The sequence below is a fragment of the Isoptericola sp. NPDC057653 genome, assembly GCF_042799955.1.
GTDB lineage: Bacteria > Actinomycetota > Actinomycetes > Actinomycetales > Cellulomonadaceae > Isoptericola.
Map to the genome: position 1 here is coordinate 229,162 of NZ_JBHVHP010000004.1, position 22,347 is coordinate 251,508.

At 73.2% G+C, this 22,347-nt stretch carries 14 protein-coding genes; 8 read left to right on the forward strand and 6 right to left on the reverse strand.

The window, feature by feature from the left end:
- Positions 1-26: 26 nt before the first annotated feature.
- Both ACFU9A_RS20595 and ACFU9A_RS20600 read left to right on the forward strand, forming a co-directional pair.
- Positions 27-2,408 carry a polysaccharide pyruvyl transferase family protein gene (locus ACFU9A_RS20595; RefSeq protein ID WP_430577167.1) on the forward strand — a complete coding sequence of 794 codons (2,382 nt, stop codon included), beginning with the start codon at positions 27-29 and terminating at the stop codon, positions 2,406-2,408.
- Positions 2,409-2,580: 172 nt separating this feature from the next.
- Positions 2,581-4,959: a LicD family protein gene (locus tag ACFU9A_RS20600; protein ID WP_430577168.1), complete on the forward strand. Its 2,379-nt coding sequence runs from the start codon at positions 2,581-2,583 to the stop codon at positions 4,957-4,959.
- 24 nt (positions 4,960-4,983) lie between these two features.
- Here ACFU9A_RS20600 and ACFU9A_RS20605 read toward each other — a convergent pair whose 3' ends face one another.
- Positions 4,984-7,080, reverse strand: a complete 2,097-nt coding sequence (locus tag ACFU9A_RS20605) for an acyltransferase family protein (RefSeq protein WP_430577169.1) — start codon at positions 7,078-7,080, stop codon at positions 4,984-4,986.
- Positions 7,081-7,309: 229 nt separating this feature from the next.
- Here ACFU9A_RS20605 and ACFU9A_RS20610 point away from each other — a divergent pair, with 229 nt between their 5' ends.
- From ACFU9A_RS20610 to ACFU9A_RS20625, 4 genes are all read left to right on the forward strand, one after another.
- Positions 7,310-8,359 carry a GT-D fold domain-containing glycosyltransferase gene (locus ACFU9A_RS20610; RefSeq protein ID WP_430577170.1) on the forward strand — a complete coding sequence of 350 codons (1,050 nt, stop codon included), beginning with the start codon at positions 7,310-7,312 and terminating at the stop codon, positions 8,357-8,359.
- Positions 8,360-8,494: 135 nt separating this feature from the next.
- Positions 8,495-9,829, forward strand: coding sequence for a polysaccharide pyruvyl transferase family protein (locus ACFU9A_RS20615; RefSeq protein ID WP_430577171.1), 1,335 nt, complete (start codon positions 8,495-8,497; stop codon positions 9,827-9,829).
- A 78-nt stretch (positions 9,830-9,907) separates the two neighbouring features.
- On the forward strand, positions 9,908-11,986 hold the full coding sequence (locus tag ACFU9A_RS20620; RefSeq protein ID WP_430577172.1) for an acyltransferase family protein: 2,079 nt from the start codon (positions 9,908-9,910) through the stop codon (positions 11,984-11,986).
- Between the two features lie 102 nt (positions 11,987-12,088).
- Positions 12,089-13,759 (forward strand): glycosyltransferase family 61 protein, encoded by a 1,671-nt coding sequence (locus tag ACFU9A_RS20625; protein WP_430577173.1) that lies wholly within the window; start codon positions 12,089-12,091, stop codon positions 13,757-13,759.
- Here the strand turns inward: ACFU9A_RS20625 and ACFU9A_RS20630 are convergent.
- The gene (locus tag ACFU9A_RS20630) at positions 13,734-14,570 is read right to left on the reverse strand and encodes a class I SAM-dependent methyltransferase (RefSeq protein ID WP_430577174.1); all 837 of its coding nucleotides are present in this window, start codon (positions 14,568-14,570) and stop codon (positions 13,734-13,736) included. The genes ACFU9A_RS20625 and ACFU9A_RS20630 overlap by 26 nt on opposite strands.
- Before the next feature lie 87 nt (positions 14,571-14,657).
- Positions 14,658-15,869 (reverse strand): CDP-glycerol glycerophosphotransferase family protein, encoded by a 1,212-nt coding sequence (locus tag ACFU9A_RS20635; protein WP_430577175.1) that lies wholly within the window; start codon positions 15,867-15,869, stop codon positions 14,658-14,660.
- Positions 15,870-16,006: 137 nt separating this feature from the next.
- Here ACFU9A_RS20635 and ACFU9A_RS20640 point away from each other — a divergent pair, with 137 nt between their 5' ends.
- Together ACFU9A_RS20640 and ACFU9A_RS20645 are read left to right on the forward strand one after the other, a co-directional pair.
- Entirely contained in the window at positions 16,007-16,981 is a 975-nt protein-coding gene (locus tag ACFU9A_RS20640; protein ID WP_430577176.1) for a polysaccharide pyruvyl transferase family protein, read from the forward strand.
- Positions 16,982-17,091: 110 nt separating this feature from the next.
- Complete coding sequence (locus tag ACFU9A_RS20645) at positions 17,092-18,597, forward strand: S8 family serine peptidase (RefSeq protein ID WP_430577177.1); 1,506 nt, start codon at positions 17,092-17,094, stop codon at positions 18,595-18,597.
- Between the two features lie 82 nt (positions 18,598-18,679).
- Here ACFU9A_RS20645 and ACFU9A_RS20650 read toward each other — a convergent pair whose 3' ends face one another.
- From ACFU9A_RS20650 to ACFU9A_RS20660, 3 genes are all read right to left on the reverse strand, one after another.
- The gene (locus ACFU9A_RS20650) at positions 18,680-20,593 is read right to left on the reverse strand and encodes a gamma-glutamyltransferase family protein (protein ID WP_430577178.1); all 1,914 of its coding nucleotides are present in this window, start codon (positions 20,591-20,593) and stop codon (positions 18,680-18,682) included.
- Positions 20,590-21,285, reverse strand: a complete 696-nt coding sequence (locus ACFU9A_RS20655) for a YoaK family protein (RefSeq protein WP_430577179.1) — start codon at positions 21,283-21,285, stop codon at positions 20,590-20,592. Before ACFU9A_RS20655 ends, ACFU9A_RS20650 begins: the two co-directional genes overlap by 4 nt.
- A gap of 123 nt (positions 21,286-21,408) precedes the next feature.
- Positions 21,409-22,344 (reverse strand): glycine betaine ABC transporter substrate-binding protein, encoded by a 936-nt coding sequence (locus ACFU9A_RS20660; RefSeq protein ID WP_430577180.1) that lies wholly within the window; start codon positions 22,342-22,344, stop codon positions 21,409-21,411.
- Positions 22,345-22,347 lie beyond the last annotated feature (3 nt).

The following is a 22,347-nucleotide window of genomic DNA, read 5'->3' on the forward strand; positions in this document are numbered from 1 at the left end:
GCACCCATCCAGTACCGGAGCACATCATGTCGATCTACCGTTCTGCCCGGGCCCGCGTCGTGCAGGAGGCGAAGACCCGCCTCGGGCGTCGGCGCCCGGACACCTTCGGGACGCGGCGATTCCGCCATCTCCTCGACGACTACGAGGTCGCGCCTCTCGTCGAGGAGGACGGCAAGGTGCCGGTGAACTACTTCACGTACCGCCCGAACTTCGGCGACCTGCTGTCTCCCTGGCTCGTGCAGAAGATGACCGGCCGCGACGTCGTCGTCGCCGACCGCAAGAAGCTGCACTACGTGGTGATCGGCTCGATCATCAACCAGGCCACCAGCAAGTCGATCGTGTGGGGGAGCGGCACCTACGGCACGGAGGGCAAGTCCGAGGTCTCGCCCAACGCGCACTACACCGCCGTCCGCGGGCCGCTGACCCGCGCGAAGCTCGGCGCGCACAAGGGGTTCGGGATCGAGGTGCCGGAGGTCTACGGCGACCCGGCCCTGCTGCTCCCGCTCTACTACATGCCGGAGGTGCCGATCACGCACGAGTACGGCGTGGTGGTGCGGTGGAGCGAGCGCCGGTGGGCGAAGGCGACGTTCGGCCCCGGGGTGAAGGTGATCGACTTCGCGCGGAGCGACGTCGAGGCGGTGGTCCGCGAGCTCCTCTCGTGCCGGAAGATCGTCACGTCCTCCCTGCACGGGCTCATCGTGGCCGACGCGTACGGCATCCCGAACGCCTGGCTGGCCTCGGACTCCCCGCGCGGCGGCGTGTACAAGTTCTACGACTACTTCGCGTCGGTGGAGAAGTTCCGCAACCCGCAGACCTTCGACCTGACGTCGGGCCCGGTCACGCAGGAGCGCCTGCGCGACGGCCTGACGTTCGACGGCGCGGCGATCCGCTACGACTACCGCCCGCTGCTCGACGCGTCGCCCTTCCTGCGCCGCAAGTCGCGCGCCCGCTCCGGTGACGCCGCACGTCCCCTGGCGCGGGAGCCGGAGACGCGCCTGGTCTCGCAGCCCGGCCTGTCGACGCTGATCCCCTCGCTGGGCTACTTCGGTGGCAACGCGGTGAACTACCTCCCGGTCGAGACCGGAGGGCCGGTCTCCGAGATCCGGGTCTTCCTCCCGCAGTCCGAGGGCCAGCTCGACCTGCGCGGCGTCGAGCTCTTCTCCGGCGGTCGTCGCCTGGTGATCGACGAGTCGCGGGCGACCGTCTCGCAGAGCTCCGGCGTGGAGCGCCCGGGCGGGCAGGCGAGCCCGTTCGCCCTGGGCGGGATCAGGACGAAGCGCGAGCACGGGGCCTGGTGGTCGGTGCGGTTCGACGCGCCCGTCGACGCGACCGAGGTCCGGGTGCTCAACCGTCTCGACGGCTGGGGATCTCGCGCGCGGGCCCTCACCGTCGCGGTGGCCGGGATCGACGGCACGTTCCGGACGATCCGCTCCGTGGGCTCCGACCGCGTGATCGCTGCGACCCTGGCGCTCGTCGAGCGGATCACCGAGCAGAAGATCGACGAGACGGCGCTGTCCTCGAAGGAGGGGGCGGGTGCCGTGCGCGCCGAGGTGCTGGCAGAGCTTGCCCGCCGCGCGGGGGAGGGGCTGCTCACGCCCGACCGTGAGGAGCAGCGACTGCTCGCCTCGTTGATCCGCACCCACCGGCTCGAGGACGGCGAGTTCCTGACCGACGACGAGTGGACCCTGCTGGGGCACCTGCTCGCCGCCGAGCGTCTCCGGCTCCCGTCCACGGCGACGTCGATGCGGACGTTCCACCTGGTCCTCGACTCACGGACCGCCCTCAGGCGACTCGAGGTGGAGGTGAACCGCGCGGGGGAGGTCCTCGGGACCCCTCCGGCGATCCTGTCGCGGCACCGCCTGATCGACGTCGGCGGGCTCCGCAACCGCTCCGACGACTACGTCGCGGCGATGCAGCGCGCCACGGCCGTCCTGGAGGAGTGCGGCTACCCGGCCATGCTCGCGTACGGCACGCTGCTCGGAGCGGTGCGCGAGAGCGACTTCCTGGCGCACGACGACGACGTCGACATGATCATCCCCCTGCAGGCGTCCTCCGAGAAGGAGGCGCGGGAGGTGCTGCGCGGGCTGCACGGCCAGCTCCGCGACAAGGGCTGGAAGGTCACGCGGCCGAACGAGTACATGAACTTCCACCTGGGCGACCCGGCGACCAAGCTCCACGTCGACGTGTTCCCCCTCCTGGTGGAAGGCGATCGCGCGCGCCTCTACACGCAGAAGATGCAGCTGCGGGAGGTCCCGACCGAGATGGTGCTCCCGTCCGCCCCCGTCGCGTTCCTCGGGCACGAGATGCTCGCGCCGGCGGACCCGGAGGGCTTCCTCACGGAGCGGTACGGCGAGACGTGGTCGACCCCCGACCCGTTCTACGACTGGCCCTGGGCGCTCCGTGACTGAGCGGGGTGCCTCGCGGCCCCACAGGCCGTGCCGGCGGATCGGCCCGTGCGCCGGGCCGCGCACGGTAGGTTCGTCGCTGAGCTCGCACCGCGCGACGACGGCGCCGCGTCGGCCCGCGTGCTCGACGCGACTGGCCTGAGCCTCTGACCGCCCTCCAGCCCCGGAGCACATCATGTCGATCTATCGTTCCGCCCGGTCCCGGCTCGGCCAGGTGGTGAGGGGGGCCAGGTCCGGCCGACGGCAGCCGGACGCCGTCGAGGCGCTGCGCGCCCTGCACCTGCTCGACGACTACGAGGTGGCGGGGGACCTCGTTCTGGTCGACGGGAAGGTGCCGGTCAACCACTTCACGTTCCGCCCCAGCTTCGGTGACGCCCTGTCGCCGTGGCTCGTCGGGCGGCTCACGGGCCGCGCGACCATGGTGGCGGACCGGTCCCGGCCGCACTACGGGGTCATCGGCTCGGTGATCAACCAGGGCACCGACGAGACGATCTTCTGGGGCACGGGCGTCTACGGGACCGAGGACGTGACGGAGGTGCCGGCCGCCGCGGCGTACACCGCGGTCCGCGGCCCGCTGACCCGGGCGAAGCTGTCGGCGGCCAAGGGGTTCGGCATCCCCGTCCCGGCCGTGTACGGGGACCCGGCGCTGCTGCTCCCGCTGGTGCACGCGCCGCAGGTGCCCGTGACGCACGACGTCGGCGTGGTCGTCAGCTGGAACGAGCGCCGGTGGGCGGAGGCGACGTACGGCCCGGGCGTCCTGCTTATCGACGCCGGCCGCGTCGACGTCGAGGGGGTGCTCCGCGACATCCTGTCGTGCCGGCGCATCGTGTCGTCGGTGCTGCACGGTCTCGTGGTCGCCGACGCGTACGGCATCCCGAACGCGTGGCTGGAGTCCGACGCCCCCCGCGGGGGCGCGTTCCCGTTCTACGACTACTTCGGGGCCGTCCAGAAGCTCCGGGCCCCGCACCGGTTCGACCTCGCGGCCCAGCCGGTGACGCGCGAGCTGCTCGAGGAGACCTTCGCGTTCGCGGACGACGCGATCCGCTTCGACCACCGGGCGTTCCTCGACGCGAGCCCGCTCCTGCACCGCACGGGGGCCCCTCGTCGTCGGACCGAGCGTCTGCCCCGGCGGGAACCGAGCACGCTGCTGAGCCAGGCCGGCACCCGTCGCCTCCTTCCGTCGCTGGGCTACTTCGGCGGCATCGGGGCCAACTACCTGCCGGTCCGGTTCGCCGGGCCCGTGGAGGAGGTGCGGTTCTCGCTCCCGCGTGGCGGGCAGCACCAGCTCGACCTGCGGGGCCTGGAGCTGTTCCGCCGCGGGAAGCGGCTGGACGTCGACCTGTCGACGGCGACGGTGACGCAGAGCTCCGACGTGACGAAGGACGACCGCTCCCCGTTCGGGCTCGGCGGCATCCGGACCGCGCGGGAGACCGGTCCGTGGTGGTCCGTGCGCTTCGACCCGCCCGTGGACGCCGAAGAGGTCCGCGTCTTCAACCGCCTCGACGGGTACGGCGTCCGCACGCGTGCGCTGAGCGTCGCGGTCGGTCGCGGGGCCGAGGGCCCCGACGTCGTGGTGACGGTGGATTCCGACCGGGTCGTGCGGCACACGCTCGACGTCCTGTCCCGGCTCTGCGGGACGCCGGTGGACGAGGCGGTCCTCGCGTCGGCGGCGACCGCCGACGCGACGCGGGCGGACGTCCTCGCGCGGCTGTCCGAGCGGGCCCGCGAGGGGCTCCTGACGGCCGACCCGGCGGAGCAGCGGCTGCTGGCGCAGCTCCTGCCGACGGAGCGGCTCGACGACGGCGCCGCGCTCTCCGACGACGAGTGGGCGCTGCTCGGCCACCTTCTCGCGGCGGAGCGCCACCGGGCACCGGGGACCGCCACGTCGATGCGGTCCTTCCAGTTCGTCCTGCGCTCCAAGGCCGACCTCCACCGGCTCGGCGACGAGGTCAACCGGGCGGGAGAGGTCCTGGGCGCGCCGCGGGCGGTGCTCACGCGGCACGGGATCGTCGACGTGGGCGGGCTGCGGGAGCGCTCGGACGACTACATCGCGACCATCGAGCACGCGTCCGCGGTGCTCGAGTCGTGCGGGTACCCGACGATGCTGGCCTACGGGACGCTGCTGGGCGCCGTGCGCGAGGGCGACTTCCTGGCGCACGACGACGACGTGGACCTCATGGTGCCCCTCGACGCGCCCGGCAGGGCGGAGGGCGAGCCCTTGCTCACCGAGCTCCGCGAGCGGCTGCAGGCGAAGGGCTGGAAGGTGTCCCGCCCGAACTCCTACACGAACTTCCACCTGCACGACCCGGAGACCCACCTCCACGTGGACGTGTTCCCGCTGTTCGTCGGCGGCGCGTCGACGGCGCTCCACATGGAGAAGATGCAGCTCCGCACGATCGACACGGACATCGTCATGCCCCCGCGGACGTTCTCGTTCAAGGGGCACGACCTGCTCGTGCCGGCGCGGCCCGAGGCGTTCCTCGAGGAGCGCTACGGCACGGGCTGGTCGGTGGCCGACCCGTTCTACGACTGGCCCTGGGCGCTGCGCGACTGACGCGGCGCGGCGGGCGCGCGGCCGTCAGGCCAGCGCGCCCGCCTTCCTCAGCTCACGGAGCAGGTAGGGCGCCAACGTCTTGGTGTACGTGGTCGTGAGGTGGCTGTTGTCCCGGTAGACGTTGACCCCGCCGATCACCGACGGGCAGGTCTTCTCGTCGCAGTAGTAGTCCGTCAGGTCGACGTACTTCGCACCGCGGACCTCCTTCGCCGAGGCCGCGAACGTGTTCGGGAACGGGAAGGCCTTCGCGCGCGTCGTGTCGCAGCTGTCGGGCTCGATCACGTCGAGCTCCTCGAGGCACTTCGACGGGCCGGTGCGGTGCCAGGGGTTGTCCCCGAGCGCCACGATCGGCACGTCCTTCTCCGCGACCGGCCGCCAGGCCGCCACCATCTGGTCGCGCTGCTGGTCGGCGTCGCCCGAGAGCATCTTGAGGTACCCGGTCGTGACGATGAGGTCGATGTCCTCGGCGTGGTCCACGAGCCAGGGAGCGAGCTGGTCCTTCCACGTCTCGCACGTCGCGGAGCGCTGCGGGTCGTCGTAGTTCATCGTGCCCGTGGTCCACGCGCAGGTGGCCTTGAGCTGCGGCGTCAGGCTGATCGTGCCCTTCTCCGCCAGCGCGATGAACGCGGGCAGCATGGCGCGGGCGTGCGAGTCGCCGATGAGGACGACGTGCGGGACGTCGGGGTCGTCCACGGGCCCGAACGAGCAGTCCTTGAGGCGGTCCTGGTTGCCCTCGACCCAGCAGTCGGGGTAGTCGGCGTAGTCGCCGCCGACGGCCTCCGGGGCGGGGACGAGCATGCCGTCGAGGTCGGGGTTGTCGCAGGGCTTCTCCGGGTCCATCGACCCGGCGCCGAAGCACGGCGGCATGTCGGCGACGAGCCGGGCCGCGAGCTCCTCCTGCTGCTGCGTGCGGTGGTCGGCGACCGCCAGGCCGGCCCCCGCGACGAGGGCGAGCACGGCGGCGACGGCGGCGGTGAGCCCGAGGGCGCGCCCGGTGCGCTGCAGCCCCCAGCGACGGGTGAAGCGGAACGTGTCCTCGACGTACCGCTTCGACAGCACGGACAGCACCAGCACCGCCAGGAGCAGGGCGACCCGCTCGACGAGCCCCGGCGTGTGCCCGACGACGTACGGCAGGATCACGATCGCGGGCCAGTGCCACAGGTACAGGGAGTACGAGATCTCCCCGGTGTACTGCACGGGGCGCCAGCGCATGAGCGGCGTCGGGCTGAGGGGGCCCGACGGCGTCCCGGCCCAGATGACGGCGAGGGTGGCGAGCACCGGGAGCACCGCCGCGGTCCCGGGGAACGGGGTCTTCGCGTCGTAGAACAGCCCGCACGCAGCGATCGCGGCGAGTCCTGCCCAGCTGACGAGCGTGCGCCACCGTGCGCCCACCAGGGCAGGGGCCGACCGTGCGAGCACGACGGCGAGGAGGGCGCCGGCCCCGAACTGCCAGGCGCGCGTCGTCGTCACGAAGTACGCGGAGGCCGGGTTGGTCGTGGTGAGCCACAGCGAGTAGGCGAAGGACGCGAAGGTCGCGACCGCGAGGACCACTCCGGTCATGCGGCGTCGCGACCAGCGCCCGCGCGTCGCGACGAGGGCGGCGAGCAGGACGAGCACGGGCCAGACGAGGTAGAACTGCTCCTCGGCCGAGAGGGACCAGTAGTGCTGGACCGGCGAGGGCGCGTTCTCGGCGGCGAGGTAGTCCACGGAGTCCGCGGCGAGCACCCAGTTCTCCACGTAGAGCGTGGCGCCGATGGCCTCGCGGAACCACTGGTGCCACTGCGTCATGGGCACGACCAGCAGCGTCACCACGACGGACACCGCGATCACCAGGTATGCCGCGGGCAGCAGGCGCCTCGCGCGGCGCGCCCAGAACCTGCCGAGGGCGACGGTGCCGGTGGACTCGACCTCGCGCAGGAGGTGACCGGTGATGAGGAAGCCCGAGATCACGAAGAAGACGTCGACACCGACGTACCCGCCGGGCAGGCGACCCGGCCAGAAGTGGAACAGCACCACGAGCAGCACCGCGAGCGCGCGGAGCGCCTGGACCTCGTACCGCAGCGCTGTGGCCGGCGGCTTGGACGCGGCCGTGCGTGCGGGTGCGTCGACCGTCTGGCTCACGGCGTGGGCGCCGGGAGGAAGGGCGTGCGGGGAGCGTTCTGTGCCACGGGAGAACCTTTGGTGGGGTACGGAACCGACGGGACATCGTAGCGGCGATCGGGCACGGGCCCTCCGACGGCCCGGACGCGGGGACGAGCGCGTGGGCGTGGTTGCTTCCGGCGCGGGGGGAGGGCCTGCCATCCTCCCCATGCATAATGTCCCTCAATCACGGTCAGCGAGGTGTGTACAGGTGGGTGAACAGCGGGGAGAACGCGGACTGCGTCGGTGGCTTCGCGTCGCGAAGGACATCCGCGACGACGTCCGCCGAGCGGCGGTCGCGGCCGAGCGGCAGCTCAAGGTCGCGAAGCAGACGGCGAGCGCGACGGAGGCCGCCGCGGCGGCCGCGCGGGCGTCGTCGCGCGAGACCCAGCGGCAGCTGCAGGCGGTGACCAAGGCGCTCAAGGAGCAGGCGGCGCTCCTGGAGAAGGTCCGGGCGGAGTCGGCACGCCACGGTGAAGAGTTCCGGACGCTGCGGGTCGCGACGACGGCAGCCACGATGAAGGACGTGCACGCCTTCGTCGCCGCTCGTCAGATGGGCTACCGGGAGACGCTCGAGGCCCTGGCCCACGGCGGGACGAGCTTCGCGCGGTTCGGCGACGGTGAGCTGCGCCTGATGGTCGACCCCTTCTACAACCTGGGCTTCCAGGTCAACGACCCCGACCTGCGGGACGAGCTCCGCCTCACCCTGGAGCAGCCGCAGGACGGCCTGCTCGTGGGGTGGCCGCGGGCGTTCTGGACCGCGCACAACTCGATGATGTGGTCCATCATGTGGGACCAGGTCGAGCCGATCCTGCCTCGGGAGGCCCGGTTCGGGAACAGCCACGTCTCCCGCCCCGACTGCTTCCAGTCGCTGCGGGAGGAAGCGGTCGAGCTGTGGCGGCAGGTCTGGGCCGGCAAGCGCGTCGCGATCGTGACCGGCCGCGGGTCGCGCTTCGAGCTCGTCCCGCAGCTGTTCGACAACCTCGCCGGCCACGAGTTCGTGTACTCGGAGCCGCGCAACGCGTTCTCGGACGTCGACCGGCTGGTGGCGGAGGTGCGGAGCCTCCCCGGGATCGACCTGTGCCTGGTCGCGCTCGGCCCTGCCGGGACGGTCCTCACCAGGAAACTCGCGGCGGTAGGGGTCCGCACCATCGACGTCGGCCACATCTCCAACAGCTACGCGAACGTCTTCGAGGGGAAGCCGCACCCCGAGAAGGTCGCGCCGGTGCGTTCCATCGAGCCCGAGCCGCTGGGCTCCTGACCCTGGGTCCGGGGCCAGCCGTCTCGTCCAGGGTCCGACGGCGCGGCCTGGCGGGCGGGGCATCCGCAGTAGAGTGCCCCGCACCGCGCGGTCGACCGGACGGCGCGGCAGCCCAGGACCTGAGGAAGGGTGCCGATGTCGTCCCAGAGGTCGAGCGCGAGGCTCGAGAAGGAGTTCGCGCGTCTCCTGGCCGGCACCTCCCGCGTCGCCGTGCGGAGGCGCCCGGACGGATGCGCCCTGGTCGGGGGGACGGCGCCCGACGAGTGGGAGGTCGCCGTCGTCCTCGAGGACGGGTCGGCGACGACCACCGCGACCGGCTCGAGCACCGTGAGCCGGCGGGCCCTCCGGAACGCCCTGATCGGCAAGGCGTCCCTGCACGCGGAGCCCGTCCAGCACCACGTCCTCGGTCGCGTTGCCCTGGGCACGTCGCCCGCGCGCGCCGAGCTGTCCGCCGTCGCGGCCGTCGCGGCGCGGTGGGCGCTGTGGCTGGACGTCGCCGTCCGCCGTACGCCGCCGAAGGGGGACAGGGTCCCGCGCCTCGGACGGTCCCAGGTGCCGGTCTTCTGGTGGGACGAGCGCTCCAACTTCGGTGACGCGATCGGCCCGTGGCTGGTGCAGCGGATCTCCGGGATGGAGCCGGTCAACGCCCGGCGGCAGCGCCACCTGAAGCCCGCGCTCTACAGCGTGGGGTCGATCTTCCGGTCCATCGACCGCCACGACGTGGACGTGTGGGGGACCGGCCTGATGGACCCCCTGGGCGGGGCGACGCTCGAGCGTCTCGGCGGCCGGAAGGACGTCCGCGTCCACGCCGTCCGCGGGCGGCGCACCCGCGAGGAGCTCGTGACGAAGCTCGGCTGGGACGTCCCGGAGGTGTACGGCGACCCCGGGCTCCTGCTGCCACGGCTCTACACGCCCGCGGCGTCCGGACCGTCCCCCCGCGCCAAGGTCGCCTTCGTGCCGCACTACGCGCACCAGAAGTACGTCGCCGACGCTCCGGAGGCGGGGGTGGAGGTCGTCGACGTCTCGGTGAACCTCGAGCGGGTCGTCGACCAGATCGCCGGCGCGGACGCGTGCGTCTCGACGTCGCTGCACGGCGTGATCGTGGCGCAGGCCTACGAGGTGCCGTGGGTCTGGCTCCGGGTGTCGGACCACCCCCTCGGCGGTGACACGTTCAAGTTCGAGGACTTCTTCTCGACGCTCGACGAGTCCAAGGTCGTGACCCACGACAGCCTCGCGGAGGAGCTCGCGACCCTCGACCTGGTCGCCCTGGCGGGCCGCGCGACCCTGCCCGACCTGACGATCTCGCTCGACGCCCTCATGGACTCGTTCCCCGTGCCGCGGGCCGCAGGGGCCGGGAAGCCGTTCGAGCTCCCGCCGCTTCCCGCCCCGCCGGCCGCGCCCCGCGGCCGGCTGGCGCGTCGGGCCGCCCGGCTCGCCTCCGGGGTGCGACGGCGCCTGCGGCGCAGGTAGCGCCCGCCGACCGCGCCGGCGCCCGGGCGTAGCATGTCCGGCCTGTCGGAGGGGCGGACGATCGACGAGAGGACACGTGTGCTGGAGAGCGCTCAGGTCGTGCCCCGGAGCGCGGGCTCGACGACGTCGCCCGCCCGGGGGGCGCGCACCGACATCCAGGCGCTGCGGGCGATCGCGGTCGCCGCCGTCGTCGCGTACCACCTGTGGCCGGGGAGGCTGCCGGGAGGGTTCGTCGGGGTCGACGTCTTCTTCGTCATCTCCGGCTTCCTCATCACGTCCCACCTGCTGCGCCGCCCGCCGCGCCACGGTCGCGACCTCCGGGACTTCTGGGCGCGACGGGTGCGCCGACTCCTGCCGGCGTCCTTCCTCGTCCTCCTGGTGACCGCCGCGGCGACCTTCGTCGTGGCGCCGAGCACGATGTGGGCGAGCACGCTGCGCGAGATCGGCGCCTCGGCCCTCTACGTCGAGAACTGGTCGTTGGCCGCGTCGTCCGTGGACTACCTCGGCGCCGAGGCGGCCGCCTCTCCCGTGCAGCACTACTGGTCGCTCTCCGTCGAGGAGCAGTTCTACCTCCTCTGGCCCCTGGTGCTGGTCGCGGTCGGGTGGTGGACCGCACGTCGAGGGGGGAACCTCGTGCGCCGCGCCTCCGTCGCCGTCGGCGCGATCGTCCTCCTCTCGTTCGGGTGGTCGGTCGTCGCGACGGCCCTGCAGCCGTCGAGCGCCTACTTCGTCACGCCGACGCGGATCTGGGAGCTCGGGGTGGGAGCGCTGCTCGCCACGCTGTCCATCCGGCTCGCGCCGCGGTGGCGCACACCGCTCGCCTGGCTCGGCATCGCCATGATCCTGGCTGCCGTCCTGACCTACAGCGGGGCCCTCCCGTTCCCGGGGTACACGGCCGCCCTCCCCGTCGTGGGGTGCGCCCTGGTGATCGCGGCGGAGTGCGACCGCACCCGATGGTCACCCCGACGGATCGGTGACGTGCGGCCGGTGCAGTGGCTGGGCGACGTCTCGTACTCCGTCTACCTGTGGCACTGGCCGCTCGTCGTGCTCGTGCCGTTCGCGCTCGGGCACCACCCCGGGCTCCTCGAGCGGGTCGCCGTGCTCGCCTGCGCGCTCGGGCTCGCCGCGGTCACGAAGCCGCTCGTCGAGGACCGCTTCCGTCGCGGTCGCGCCGGCTCCGGTCGGGCGATCGCGATCGCCCTGTCGGCGTCCGTGCTCATCGGTGGGGCGGCCATCGGCGGCGCGCTCCTGCTGCAGGCGCGCGTCGACGCGAACATCGCGCAGGCCGCCCAGGCGGCGCACGGCCCGTGCGTCGGCGCGGCAGCCATGGCGCCCGGCGCCGACTGCGACGTCGCCGGCGACGGGGATCTCCTCCTCGACCCGGTCGAGGCCGCCGACGACAAGCCGAGCGCCTACGCCGACGGCTGCTGGGAGTCCCTGCCGTTCGACGGCACCTCGACGTGCCGGTACGGCGACCCGGACGCCGCCACCAAGGTCGCGCTGATCGGGAACTCGCACGCGGGCAACCTGCTGCCGCCCCTGCAGGACCTCGCCGAGAAGAACGACTGGTCGATCACCACGTACGTCGCGTCGCGCTGCCCCACCTCGGACGTCCGCTGGCAGCTCGGGACCGCGCGGGACTCCGAGGGCTGCCACGACTGGGGGCAGCGTGTGCTCGACAAGGTCCGGGACGGGAGCTTCGACCTGGTCGTGACGTCGCAGCTGACGCCGTACGCCGCCGCGGGCACGACCTCGGCCGACAACGACGCGGTCGTCGCCCAGGGCTACTCCCGCTATCTCGACGACCTGGCCGCGACGGGCACGCCGACGCTCGTCGTGCGCGACATGCCCTACCCGAAGCACACGATCCCCTCGGTGCCGGACTGCCTCGCCGCCGCGTCGTCGCCGACCGGGTGCGACGGGAAGAGGTCGGCATGGCTGGCGCCCGACCCGCTGTACGACGCGGCGGAGAGCCTGGACCAACCGGCGGTCTCGACCCTGGACCTCACCGGGTTCACCTGTACGAAGGACGTCTGCCCGGCCGTCATCGGCGACGTCGTCGTCTACTTCGACGCCTCGCACCTGACCGCCACCTTCTCGCGGACGCTCGCGCCGTACCTCGAGCCGGCGGTCGTCTCCGCGCTCGGCTCGCCGTGAGCCTTCCGCCCGGGAGTCCGTGGCGCGCCGCCCGTCGTCGTGCCGCGTGACGGACGGGTACGCATACTGGGACCTTCGCGACTCTCGCGCGAGGAGAACACCGTGGCACCTGACACGTCGAGGGGGCGGCAGGACAGCACCGGCAGGGGGCAGCGCCGGGTCGTCGTCGTCGCCGACGACAACCCGCCCGACGTGCTGCGCGCCGTCGTCGACCGGTACCGCGGCGACGAGCTGTTCGTCGTCGCCCCCGTGCCGTACGAGGAGTGGCACCTCGACGAGCCGCACCGGTACCTCAAGCTCGACAAGGAGTCGAACGTGCAGTGGTACCTCAAGCTGCACGGTCCGGTCGATCGCATCGTCGACACGCGGCTGAGGTGGCCGAAGGAGCACGAGGCCTCGCTGCGGGGGCTGCTCTTCCACCTCGTCCCCGACGGCGAGTACGTGGTGCCCCGCGCGGCGCTGCGCGGCTACCGGGAGGGGAACCCGCTCGAGGCCCGGCTGGCGACGTTCGCGCGGGCGCTCTCGGGAGCAGACGGGGCCGACGACCTGCCCGAGCTGTCCCGGGCCGTCGCGGAGGTGCGCCTGGACCGCGAGGAGATCGTGGTGCGCAAGAACGGCCGGCACTATCTCAAGCTCTCGGACCGGTGGGCGAACAGGATGCTGTCGACGCGCCGCCTGGAGACGACGACGGTGCACGAGCTCGCGCTGCTCCCCGAGCTCCGGTTCGCCTCGCGGACCACGGTCGACTCCCACGGCGCGTCACGCCCGCGCCGGGGGCTGGAGACGACGGTGGACGTCCCGCCGCTCCACCTGCGGCACTACAGCGGGCGGATCGGGGTGGTGAGCAACGCGCTGACGTTCACCGCGAACGAGATCCTCCCGGACTCCTTCCGCCACCACCTGTCCAACTCCCGCAACCGGCGCCTGGTGCAGGTGGACCAGAACTTCGCGCGCATCCCGCAGCACGTGCAGCCCACGCGGGAGCTGCCCGGCTCCTACTACCTGCTCGACTCCGAGAACTCCGGTCACTACGGCCACCTCATGACCGAGGTGATCTCCCGGCTCTGGGGCTGGGACCGCGCGAAGCGGGACGCGCCGGACCTCAAGGCGGTCCTGAGGCTGCGGCATCCCGGGGAGCGCGAGCCCGTCCTGGAGCGCACCGTCCTCGGGGCGTACGGCATCCCTCCGGAGGACGTCGTGGCCGTGGGGGAGCCGGTGTTCCTCGAGTCGATGTACGCGGCGACGCCGATGTTCCACAACGCCCAGCCGTACTACGTCCACCCGGAGGTCCGAGACGTGTGGCGCCGGATCCGGGAGGGGCTGCCGTCGGAGCCCGGCCCCACCTGGGACCGCGTCTTCGTCTCGCGCAAGGACGAGCTCGGGAACCGGCGGTGCCTCAACCGCGCCGAGGTGGAGGAGTACTTCGCGGGCGCCGGCTTCGAGGTGATCTACCCCGAGGAGCATTCGCTCGGCCGCCAGGCGGAGATCTTCTCGCACGCCCGCGTGATCGCCGGGTTCGGTGGGTCCGGCATGTTCAACGCGCTGTTCGCGGAGCGTCTCGAGCACCTCGTCGTGCTCACCCACGAGGCGTACACGGCGCGCAACGAGGTGCTGATCGCGCTCCCGCTCGGGGTGCGCCTGCACTACTTCTGGAACCGGCCCGTCGTCCCGCACCCCGAGGGCGGGTGGTCGGAGGCGGCCTACAAGTCGGACTGGTCGTTCGACCTGGCGGGCCACCGGCGCGATCTCAAGGCGTTGGTGCGATCCTTCTGACCTTCGCCTGCGCCCACTCCCGGGCGGCGCGGCGCCGCCTGCGGTACTGGTCCGGCTCGGCGAGGGCCTGCCGGATCTCCGCCAGGCCGCGCTCGCGCCTCCGCCAGGGCCGGTCGCCGCGGTGCAGGAGACCCCACACGGGGCGGCCGAGCAGCCGCTGCGCGTCCCACGCGCCCGTCCGGTCGAGGACGTCCTGCGGCACCGGCTGGGGGTCGTCCCGGACGTAGTCGGCGACGATCCGGTCGTAGCCCTCGGAGAGCACGGTGCTCGCCGGATCGAGGCCGAGCACGACGACCGTCCCGGTGGGGGCCGTGTCGACGGGGAGCACGGTGAGGTCCGGCCGGAGGTCGCGCAGCACGTCGGCGACGCGGAACACGTCGCCCGTCCAGGCGTGCGTGTGGCGGTCCCGTGCCGCCTCGTCGACGTCGCGCGGGAGCATGTCGTCGAGCACGACGACGCTGGACCACCGGCAGTGCTTCTCGACGTTGATGAAGTCGCGGAGCGCGTACTCGAACAGGTGCATGCCGTCGATGAAGGCGAGATCGACCGGGCCCCCGAGCCACTCCTTCGGGTCCGTGGCGGCGAAGTACTCGTCGCTGGTGGTGCGGGCGAGCCGCACCGGGGCGCCGAGCTCCTTGGTGATCGAGTAGCCCGGGTCGATCGCGACGCTGCGGGCCGAGGAGAGGCGCAGGCTGGAGCCGTCGGCGACCCCGACCTCGAGGTAGGTCCGTGGGCGCAGCTGCCGGTGCAGGCCGGCGAGCAGCGCGTGCCTGCTGGCGCGGGTCCGACGCCGGGGCTTCTTCGGTGACATGGGTCACATCATGACGGCCCGGTCTGCCGGGGGGGAAGGGTAAGCCCCGGCCGGGTCGGAGGACCGCGCCTTCGGGGGCGCGAGCGGTCAGATCCGCAGGGGAGCACGCCGCGCGAGGATCTGGTCGCTCTCGTCGAGGAAGCGCTGGAGGGAGGAGCCGGGCGTGACGTCGCCGAAGTACCGCTCGACGATCTGCTGATAGCGGTGGTGGTCGCCGCCGTCCGAGACGGCGTCGATCACGGCGAGGACGTTGCCGGCGTCCTCGACCCGGAACGTCCGCAGCAGGCCCGCGATGCCCTCCCGGTCGACCTCGGTGGCGGGGTCGGCGGGCTCGGTGAGCAGGAGCGGCTTGCCGGTCGCGAGCCAGTCGAAGGCCACGGCCGAGATGTCGGCGACGCACACGTCGGCGGCCTTGAGGTGCCACCCGAACGCCGAATCCGTGTCCACGACGTGCCGGGCCGCGGGGTCGGCCCGGTTGGCCGACTCGAGCTTCGCCACGACCGCATCGTGCAGCTCCCGGTACCGGGGGGCGAACGCGCCCGTCCGCGGGTGCGGCCGGTAGATCACGCGGTGCGTCCCCGTGGCGAGGAGGGCGTCGAGCATCGGGCCGGCGTGCGACGCCAGGGAGGAGTAGCGCATCGACGGCCGGTCGCCCTCCCAGGTCGGTGCGTACAGCACCACCGTGCGACCGTCGTCGGGCAGGGCGGGCCCCTCGTAGTCGACGTCGACCTGGGGTCGGCCGACGCGCACCAGGCGCGTGTCGCGGTCGTAGTCGACGAGGCGCCGGCCGATGCGCTCGTAGGCGGCCTGCCCGGCGATGTACGTGTAGTCGTAGGCCTTGAGCTGGTTCGAGGCCATGTAGTCCTTGTCGGACTCGCCGTGGCTGATGAAGATGTGCGCCGGGTCGCGGAAGCGCAGCATGCGGAAGTTCGTCATGTTCTGGTTGACGTAGAACACGATGCCCACCGACTGCCGGGCCATCCAGTCCTCCGTCTCCGCGACCGTCGGCTGGAGGACGACGGGCAGGGGGCACTCCCGGGTGAGCACGACGGCGGTCTGCACGTCGCGCGCGAGCACGACCACGGGGTGCTTCTCCGCGAGCCGGCGCATGGGCTCGTACCACTGCCGGACCTGGTACAGGTTGACCGGCGGGTCGGCGAAGAAGATCGCCACCTCGAACTTCTCGTCCTCGGTGTGGTGCGTCGCCTGGTGGCGGCTCCACTCGATCCGTGCCTGCCGCCGGTCGAGCGTCGAGCGCACCAGGCCGGACATCGTCTTCAGATCGCGCAGCAGGGGCACAGGTGGAGACCTTCGTGGAGGAGGGGGCGGGGCGCAGCCATCGTAACGGCAGCGTCCGCGGGCCCGTCGGCGGCCCAGGTCTTTGTCCATGTAGTCTGGTCGGAATAGTGAAGAAAGCCGACCCACGGAGCACCCCTATGCCGACGTACCCCTCTGTCCGGGCCCGCCTCGACCGGGTCGCGCGGACCAGCCTCGGGCGCCGCGTGCCGGACACCTTCGGCGTGCGGCGCTCACGCCACCTCCTCGACGACTACGAGGTCGCGGACCTCATCGAGGTGGAGGGCAAGGTGCCGCTCAACTACTTCACGTACCGCCCGAACTTCGGCGACCTCCTCTCGCCCTGGCTCGTGAAGAAGATGACGGGCAAGAAGGTGGTGGTCGCCGACCGGAAGAAGCCGCACTACGTGGTGATCGGCTCGATCATCAACCAGGCGACGGCCCAGTCCGTGGTCTGGGGCAGCGGCACCTACGGCACCGAGGGCAAGGACGAGGTGTCGCCGGACGCGCGGTACACCGCGGTCCGCGGGCCGCTGACGCGCGCCAAGCTCGGCGCGTCCAAGGGCTTCGGCATCGAGGTGCCTGAGGTCTACGGCGACCCGGCCCTGCTGCTCCCGCTCTACTACATGCCGAAGGTACCGATCACCCACGAGTACGGCGTGGTGGTGCGGTGGAGCGAGCGCCGGTGGGCCAAGGCGACGTTCGGCCCCGGCGTGAAGCTGATCGACTTCGCCCGCAGCGACGTCGAGGCCGTGATCCGCGAGCTCCTCTCGTGCCGGAAGATCGTCACCTCCTCCCTGCACGGGCTGATCGTCGCCGACGCGTACGGCATCCCGAACGCCTGGCTGGCCTCGGCCTCGCCGCGCGGCGGCGTCTACAAGTTCTACGACTACTTCGCGTCGGTGGAGAAGTTCCGCAACCCGCAGACCTTCGACCTCACCGGCGGTCCCGTCACGGCCGAGCGGCTGCGCGACGCGCTGTCGTTCGACGGCGACCCGATCGAGTACGACTACCGGCCGCTCCTCGACGCGTCGCCGTTCCTCCGCCGACGGACGTCCACCGCGCCGCGCGAGGCCGAGGCCGCCCCGGGGGTGCTGGCCGCCGCCCGGCCGTAGCGCACGGCCCCGGCCCGCGAGGTCGGCGGCTCACCGCACGCCGAGCGCCTTCTCGTCCTACCGTCTCCCTGACGGCCGCAACGACGCGGCCGTACCAACGAAGGGGAGACATGAGCATGCGCACCACGAGTCGCGCGCGTCTGGCCGCCGTCGGAGCCGCCGCAGCCCTCCTGATCGCCGGTGCCGGCAACGCCGCCGTCGCCGCCGACGCACCGAACGAACCACCGTCCACCCCGGTACCGGTCGTCACGCCGGACGGCCAGACCTTCTCGTACGTCGTCAACGCCAAGCACGCCAACCCCGGCCAGACCCGCCTCGCCGAGCGGGCGGTCGTCGACGCCGGCGGCGTCGTCGTGCAGTCGTGGCCGGAGATCGGCGTCGTCGTGGCCCACTCCGCGCGGGCGGCCTTCCGGGCCGACGTCGCGCGGCTCGCCAAGGGGCACGCCGTCGGGTCCGTGGGCGTGACGCGCACCGTGCCCGTCTCGGAGGGCACCCCGGCCGCCGTCGCCGACGTGCCGGGGGCCAAGGGCGGCCCCCGGAAGGCCACGGTGACCAAGGAGCCGGGGGCGGACGTCTCGGACGGGACGGCGGTCGCGGCCGCCGACCCGGGCGAGGCCCCCCAGTGGGACATGGCGATGATCAAGGCCGACCAGGCGATCGCGACCGACCCCGGGTCGAAGGACGTGCTGGTCGGCGTCCTCGACTCGGGCATCGACGCGAGCCACCCCGACCTCGCGACGCAGGTCGACGCGGCGGCCTCGGTGAACTGCACGACGGCCGGCCGCCCGGACACGTCGCCCACCGGCTGGCTGCCCACGACGTCCGACCACGGCACCCACGTGGCGGGCACCATCGCGGCCGCGGACAACGGCGTCGGGATCGTCGGCGTCGCCCCGGGCGTGCGCCTGGCGTCGGTGAAGGTCGTCAACGACGACGGCTTCATCTACCCCGAGTACGCGGTCTGCGGCTTCGTCTGGGCCGGCCTGCACGGCGTGGACGTCACCAACAACTCGTACTACATCGACCCGTTCGAGTTCTGGTGCGACGACCAGCCCGACCAGGCGGCGGTGAAGGAGGCCGTGCGCCGCGCGATCGACTTCTCCACCGACCGGGGCGCCGTGCACGCCGCGGCGGCCGGCAACTCGGCCACCGACCTGTCGACCAACACCCGGGACACGGCGAGCCCCAACGACTCGACGGCCGTGGACCGCACCATCAACGCGGGCTGCGAGGACATCCCCACGGAGGCGGACGGGGTGGTGACGGTGTCGTCGGTGACCAGGACGGAGGCGCTGAGCTCGTTCTCGAACCGCGGCCTCGGCAAGATCGACGTCGCGGCGCCGGGCAGCTCGATCCTCTCGACCGTGCCCGGCGGCTGGGGCCTCAAGAGCGGCACGTCGATGGCGTCGCCGCACGTGGCGGGCGTGCTCGCGCTCATGAGGTCCGCGCACCCCGGCTGGTCGCCGGCGATGCTGGAGCGGGCCGTGCGCGACCAGGCGGACGACCGGCCGTGCGGCACGACGACCGCCGGCCCCGCGTGCGTCGGCACCCCGGAGGAGAACAGCTTCTTCGGGGACGGCCTGGCGGACGCGCTCGACGCGGTGACGCTGGGCTGACGCCCCGCGGACTCCCAGGGCGCGGGAGCCCCGGCCTCGTCGGAGGTCGGGGCTCCCGCGTGCCGTGGGTCGGGGCGCGGCGCTACCGGCCGGCGGCGTAGCCCTGCCCGCCGCGGGGGTTGGCCGCGGCCCCGACGACGCCGGTGGCGGGGTCGCGCGTGACGGCGCTGAGCCGCCCGAGCGCCCAGTCCCCGGCGAGGGTGAGCACGTGGCCGCGCTCGGCCAGCCCGGCCAGGACGTCGGCGCCCAGCCGGTCCTCGACGACGGCGCCGCCGGGCGTCCAGGTGCGGGGCCAGAACGAGCCGGGCGCGGAGGTCGTGTGCAAGGCAGGGGCGTCGATCGCCTCCTGCGGCGTGTAGCCGCCCACCAGCACACGCAGCAGGAACGTGAGCTGCCACTGGTCCTGCTGGTCGCCGCCCGGGGACCCGCACGCGAGCACGGGCTCGCCGTCGCGCAGCACGAGCGTCGGCGTCAGGGTGGTGCGCGGGCGCCGGCCCGGCTCCAGGCGGGACGGGGACGACTCGTCGAGCCAGGTCATCTGCAGGCGGGTGCCGAGCGCGAAGCCGAGGCCGGGCACGGTGGGGGAGGACTGCAGCCAGCCGCCCGACGGCGTCGCGCTGATCATGTTGCCCCAGCGGTCCACGACGTCCAGGTGGCAGGTGTCGCCGCGCGTCGCGCCCGTGGCGTCGGTCTGGAGGCCGTCGCCGTTCAGCGGCGCGGCCGCGGGGACGGCGACGGTGGGCTCGCCGACGCCCGCCGCGGCGCCGCCGGTCGGCGCCCCGGGCAGCGCGGCGGCGGGCACGTCGGTGGCGTACTCGGTGCGCAGCGGCGGCAGCGCGGGTGCGGGCCGCCCGGGGACCTGCCCGGGGCGCACCTCGTGGGAGGCCCGGTCGCCGATCAGCGCGCGGCGGGCGGCGGCGTACTCCTCGGAGAGCAGCGCGTCGAGCGGCACGTCACCGTCCCCGTACCAGGCGTCGCGGTCGGCGAGGGCGAGCTTGAGCGCCTCGAGCACCGTGTGCGCGCCGAGCTCGGTGGACGGGTCGAGCCGCGCGTCGTCGAGCCCGTCGAGGATCCGCAGCGCCTCCAGCAGGGCGGGGCCCTGCCCCCAGGCGGCGGTCTTGGCCACGGTGTACCCGCGGAAGTCGACCGTCGCGGCGTCCTCGAACGACGCCTCGAACCCGGCGACGTCGGCCGCCGTGAGCACGCCGGCGTGGTCCCGGCCGTCCGCGTGCCGGTGCGGCGTGCGGACGAACTCCGCGGCCGCCTCGCCCACCACGGCGCGCCAGGCGCCGCGGGCGGCGTCGACGGCCGCGGCGCGGTCGGCGCCCGAGGACGCGGCGTCGGCCTCCGCCGCGCCGAGGCGCCCGAGGACGGCGGCGAGCTCGGGGTTGGTCACGAGCTCGCCCTCGCGCGGCGCCCGGCCGCCCGGGAGCCAGCGGTCCGCGGAGGTGGTCCAGTGGTCGCGGAACAGGCCGGACACGCCCTCGATCGTGCGGCACACGGCCGCGAGCACCGGGTGGCCGTCGCGCGCGTAGCCGAGCGCGGGGGCGAGGACGTCCGCCACGGTCCAGGTGCCGTGGTCGCGCAGCAGCAGCAGCCAGGCCTCGACCGCGCCCGGGACGGCCGCGGCCAGCGCACCCGACCCGGGCACCAGGTCCAGGCCCTCGACGTCCCGGTAGTGCGCGATCGTCGCGCCCGCGGGCGCCGGGCCCTGCCCGACGAGCACCCGTGGCCGCCCCGGCTCGGCGGCGGTCGTGAGGACCGCCGTCATGTCCCCGCCCGGCCCGTTGAGGTGCGGCTCGACGACGTGCAGCACGAACGCGCCCGCGACGGCCGCGTCGAAGGCGTTGCCGCCGCGCTCGAGGACGGACTGCGCGCTCGCGCTCGCCAGCCAGTGCGTGGACGCGACCATCCCGAACGTGCCGCGCAGGTCGGGTCGGGTCGGGTGGGTGGGCGGGGGCGTGAACGGCGGCGTGGGCGGGGGAGTGGACGTCATGCTGAGGCTTCCTCCGTGGTGTGTCCGAGGGCGGCGACGAGGAGCGTGAGCACCGCGGACACGGCCACGCCCCACGCCAGGTGGGCCTGCAGGAGCAGCGCGCCGACGGCCGCCCCCGCGCAGATGAGGGCGATCGCGGTGACGCGCCGCCCGGAGTGCTTGCCGGAGCCGCCCGCCAGCCGGGAGTCGGCGGCCAGACCGGTGATGGTCGAGGTGACGACGACGGTCGTGACGTCCTTGACCGACAGGTGCCGCGCCGTCGCGGCCTGGGTGCCCATCGCCAGGGCCAGCAGCCCCGTCACGACGAGCTGCATCGTGCGCGGCAGGTCGGCACCCGTGACCGCGAGCAGCACCGTGATCGCGGCGAGGAGCACCCCGACCGTCACGATCAGCCCGGTGGTGCGGGTGGTCCACCCCACCTGCACGGGCCGCAGCACCACGCCGGCCAGCGCGGCCCCGGCCATGAACGTGCCGAGGGCGAGCAGCGGGCCCGCGACCGGCAGCCCGTCCCCGCCCGCCAGCGCCATGCCGAGGATGACGACGTTGCCCGTCATGTTGCCGGTGAACACCCGGTCGAGCCCGAGGTAGCCGACCGCGTCGGCGATGCCGGTGGAGAACGTCAGGGCGAGCATCAGGACCAGGTGGAGGCGGTCGCGGTCGCCGGTGATCCTCAGGAGCGTGGAGCGGGGCACCCGGCCACCGTACCGAGCGCCGCCGAGGGAGCCCGGACCTCGCCGGGGGAGTACGACGATCGCCGGGGCGGTTCCGCGTCGGCGGAACCACCCCGGCGAGGACCGGGCTACCTCAGCGAAGGGTCACTTCGCGGCGTCGCCGGCGGACGCGCCGCCGGTGACCTGGTCGACGAAGTCCGGGTTGGCCTTCAGCCACGCGTCGACGGCGGCCTCCGGGTCGTCCTTGTACTGGTCGTCGTTGAACATGAGGTTCTCGAGCGAGAACAGCTGGTCGTCGTCGAGCGTGAAGCCCTTCAGCCAGCCGGCGAGCTCGGGGTAGCGGTCGGCGAAGTCCTCGGTGCCGTAGGTGTGGATCTCCTCGGCGTCGCCCATCGCGCCCTCGGGGTCCTCGAGGTCGCGGATCGGGAACTCGTCGTAGGCCCAGTGCGGGCGCCACAGCGTGACGGCGATGTTGTTGCCCTTGTCGACGGCGCCCTTGAGCTCGGCGAGCATCGCGGGGGTCGAGGAGATCGTGTAGTCCAGGTCCTCCAGGCCGTAGGTCGGGATGGCCTGCTCCTTGGTGACCTTGGTGAGGCCGGCGCCGGCCTCGATGCCCACCAGCTTGTTGTCGTACTGGTCGGCCATGTCCTTGAGGTCGCCGATGGTCTTGGCCGGCGAGTCCTCGTTCACCGCGATGGTGAGCTTGGCGTCGTCGTACCAGGTGCCGAGGTCGGAGATGTCGTCGCCGAACTTCTCCACGTAGCTGGCGTGCGTCAGCGGCAGCCAGGTGTCGAAGAGCACGTCCATGTCGCCGCCGGCGAGGCCGGTGAAGACCACGCCGATGTCGGCGGTCTTCGTGTCGACGTCGTAGCCCTTCTCCTCCAGCACCTTGGCCCAGAGGTTCGAGACGGCGATGCCCTCGTCCCAGCCGGACGGGATGCCGATGGTGATCTCCTTCTCGTCACCCGAGCCGGTGCTCGAGCCGCCGTCGTCGTCCGACGCGCAGGCGGCGAGGGAGACGGCGAGGGCGAGGGTGCCGCCGGCGGCGGCGACGCGGCGGGTGTGGCGTCCGAGATTCATGGT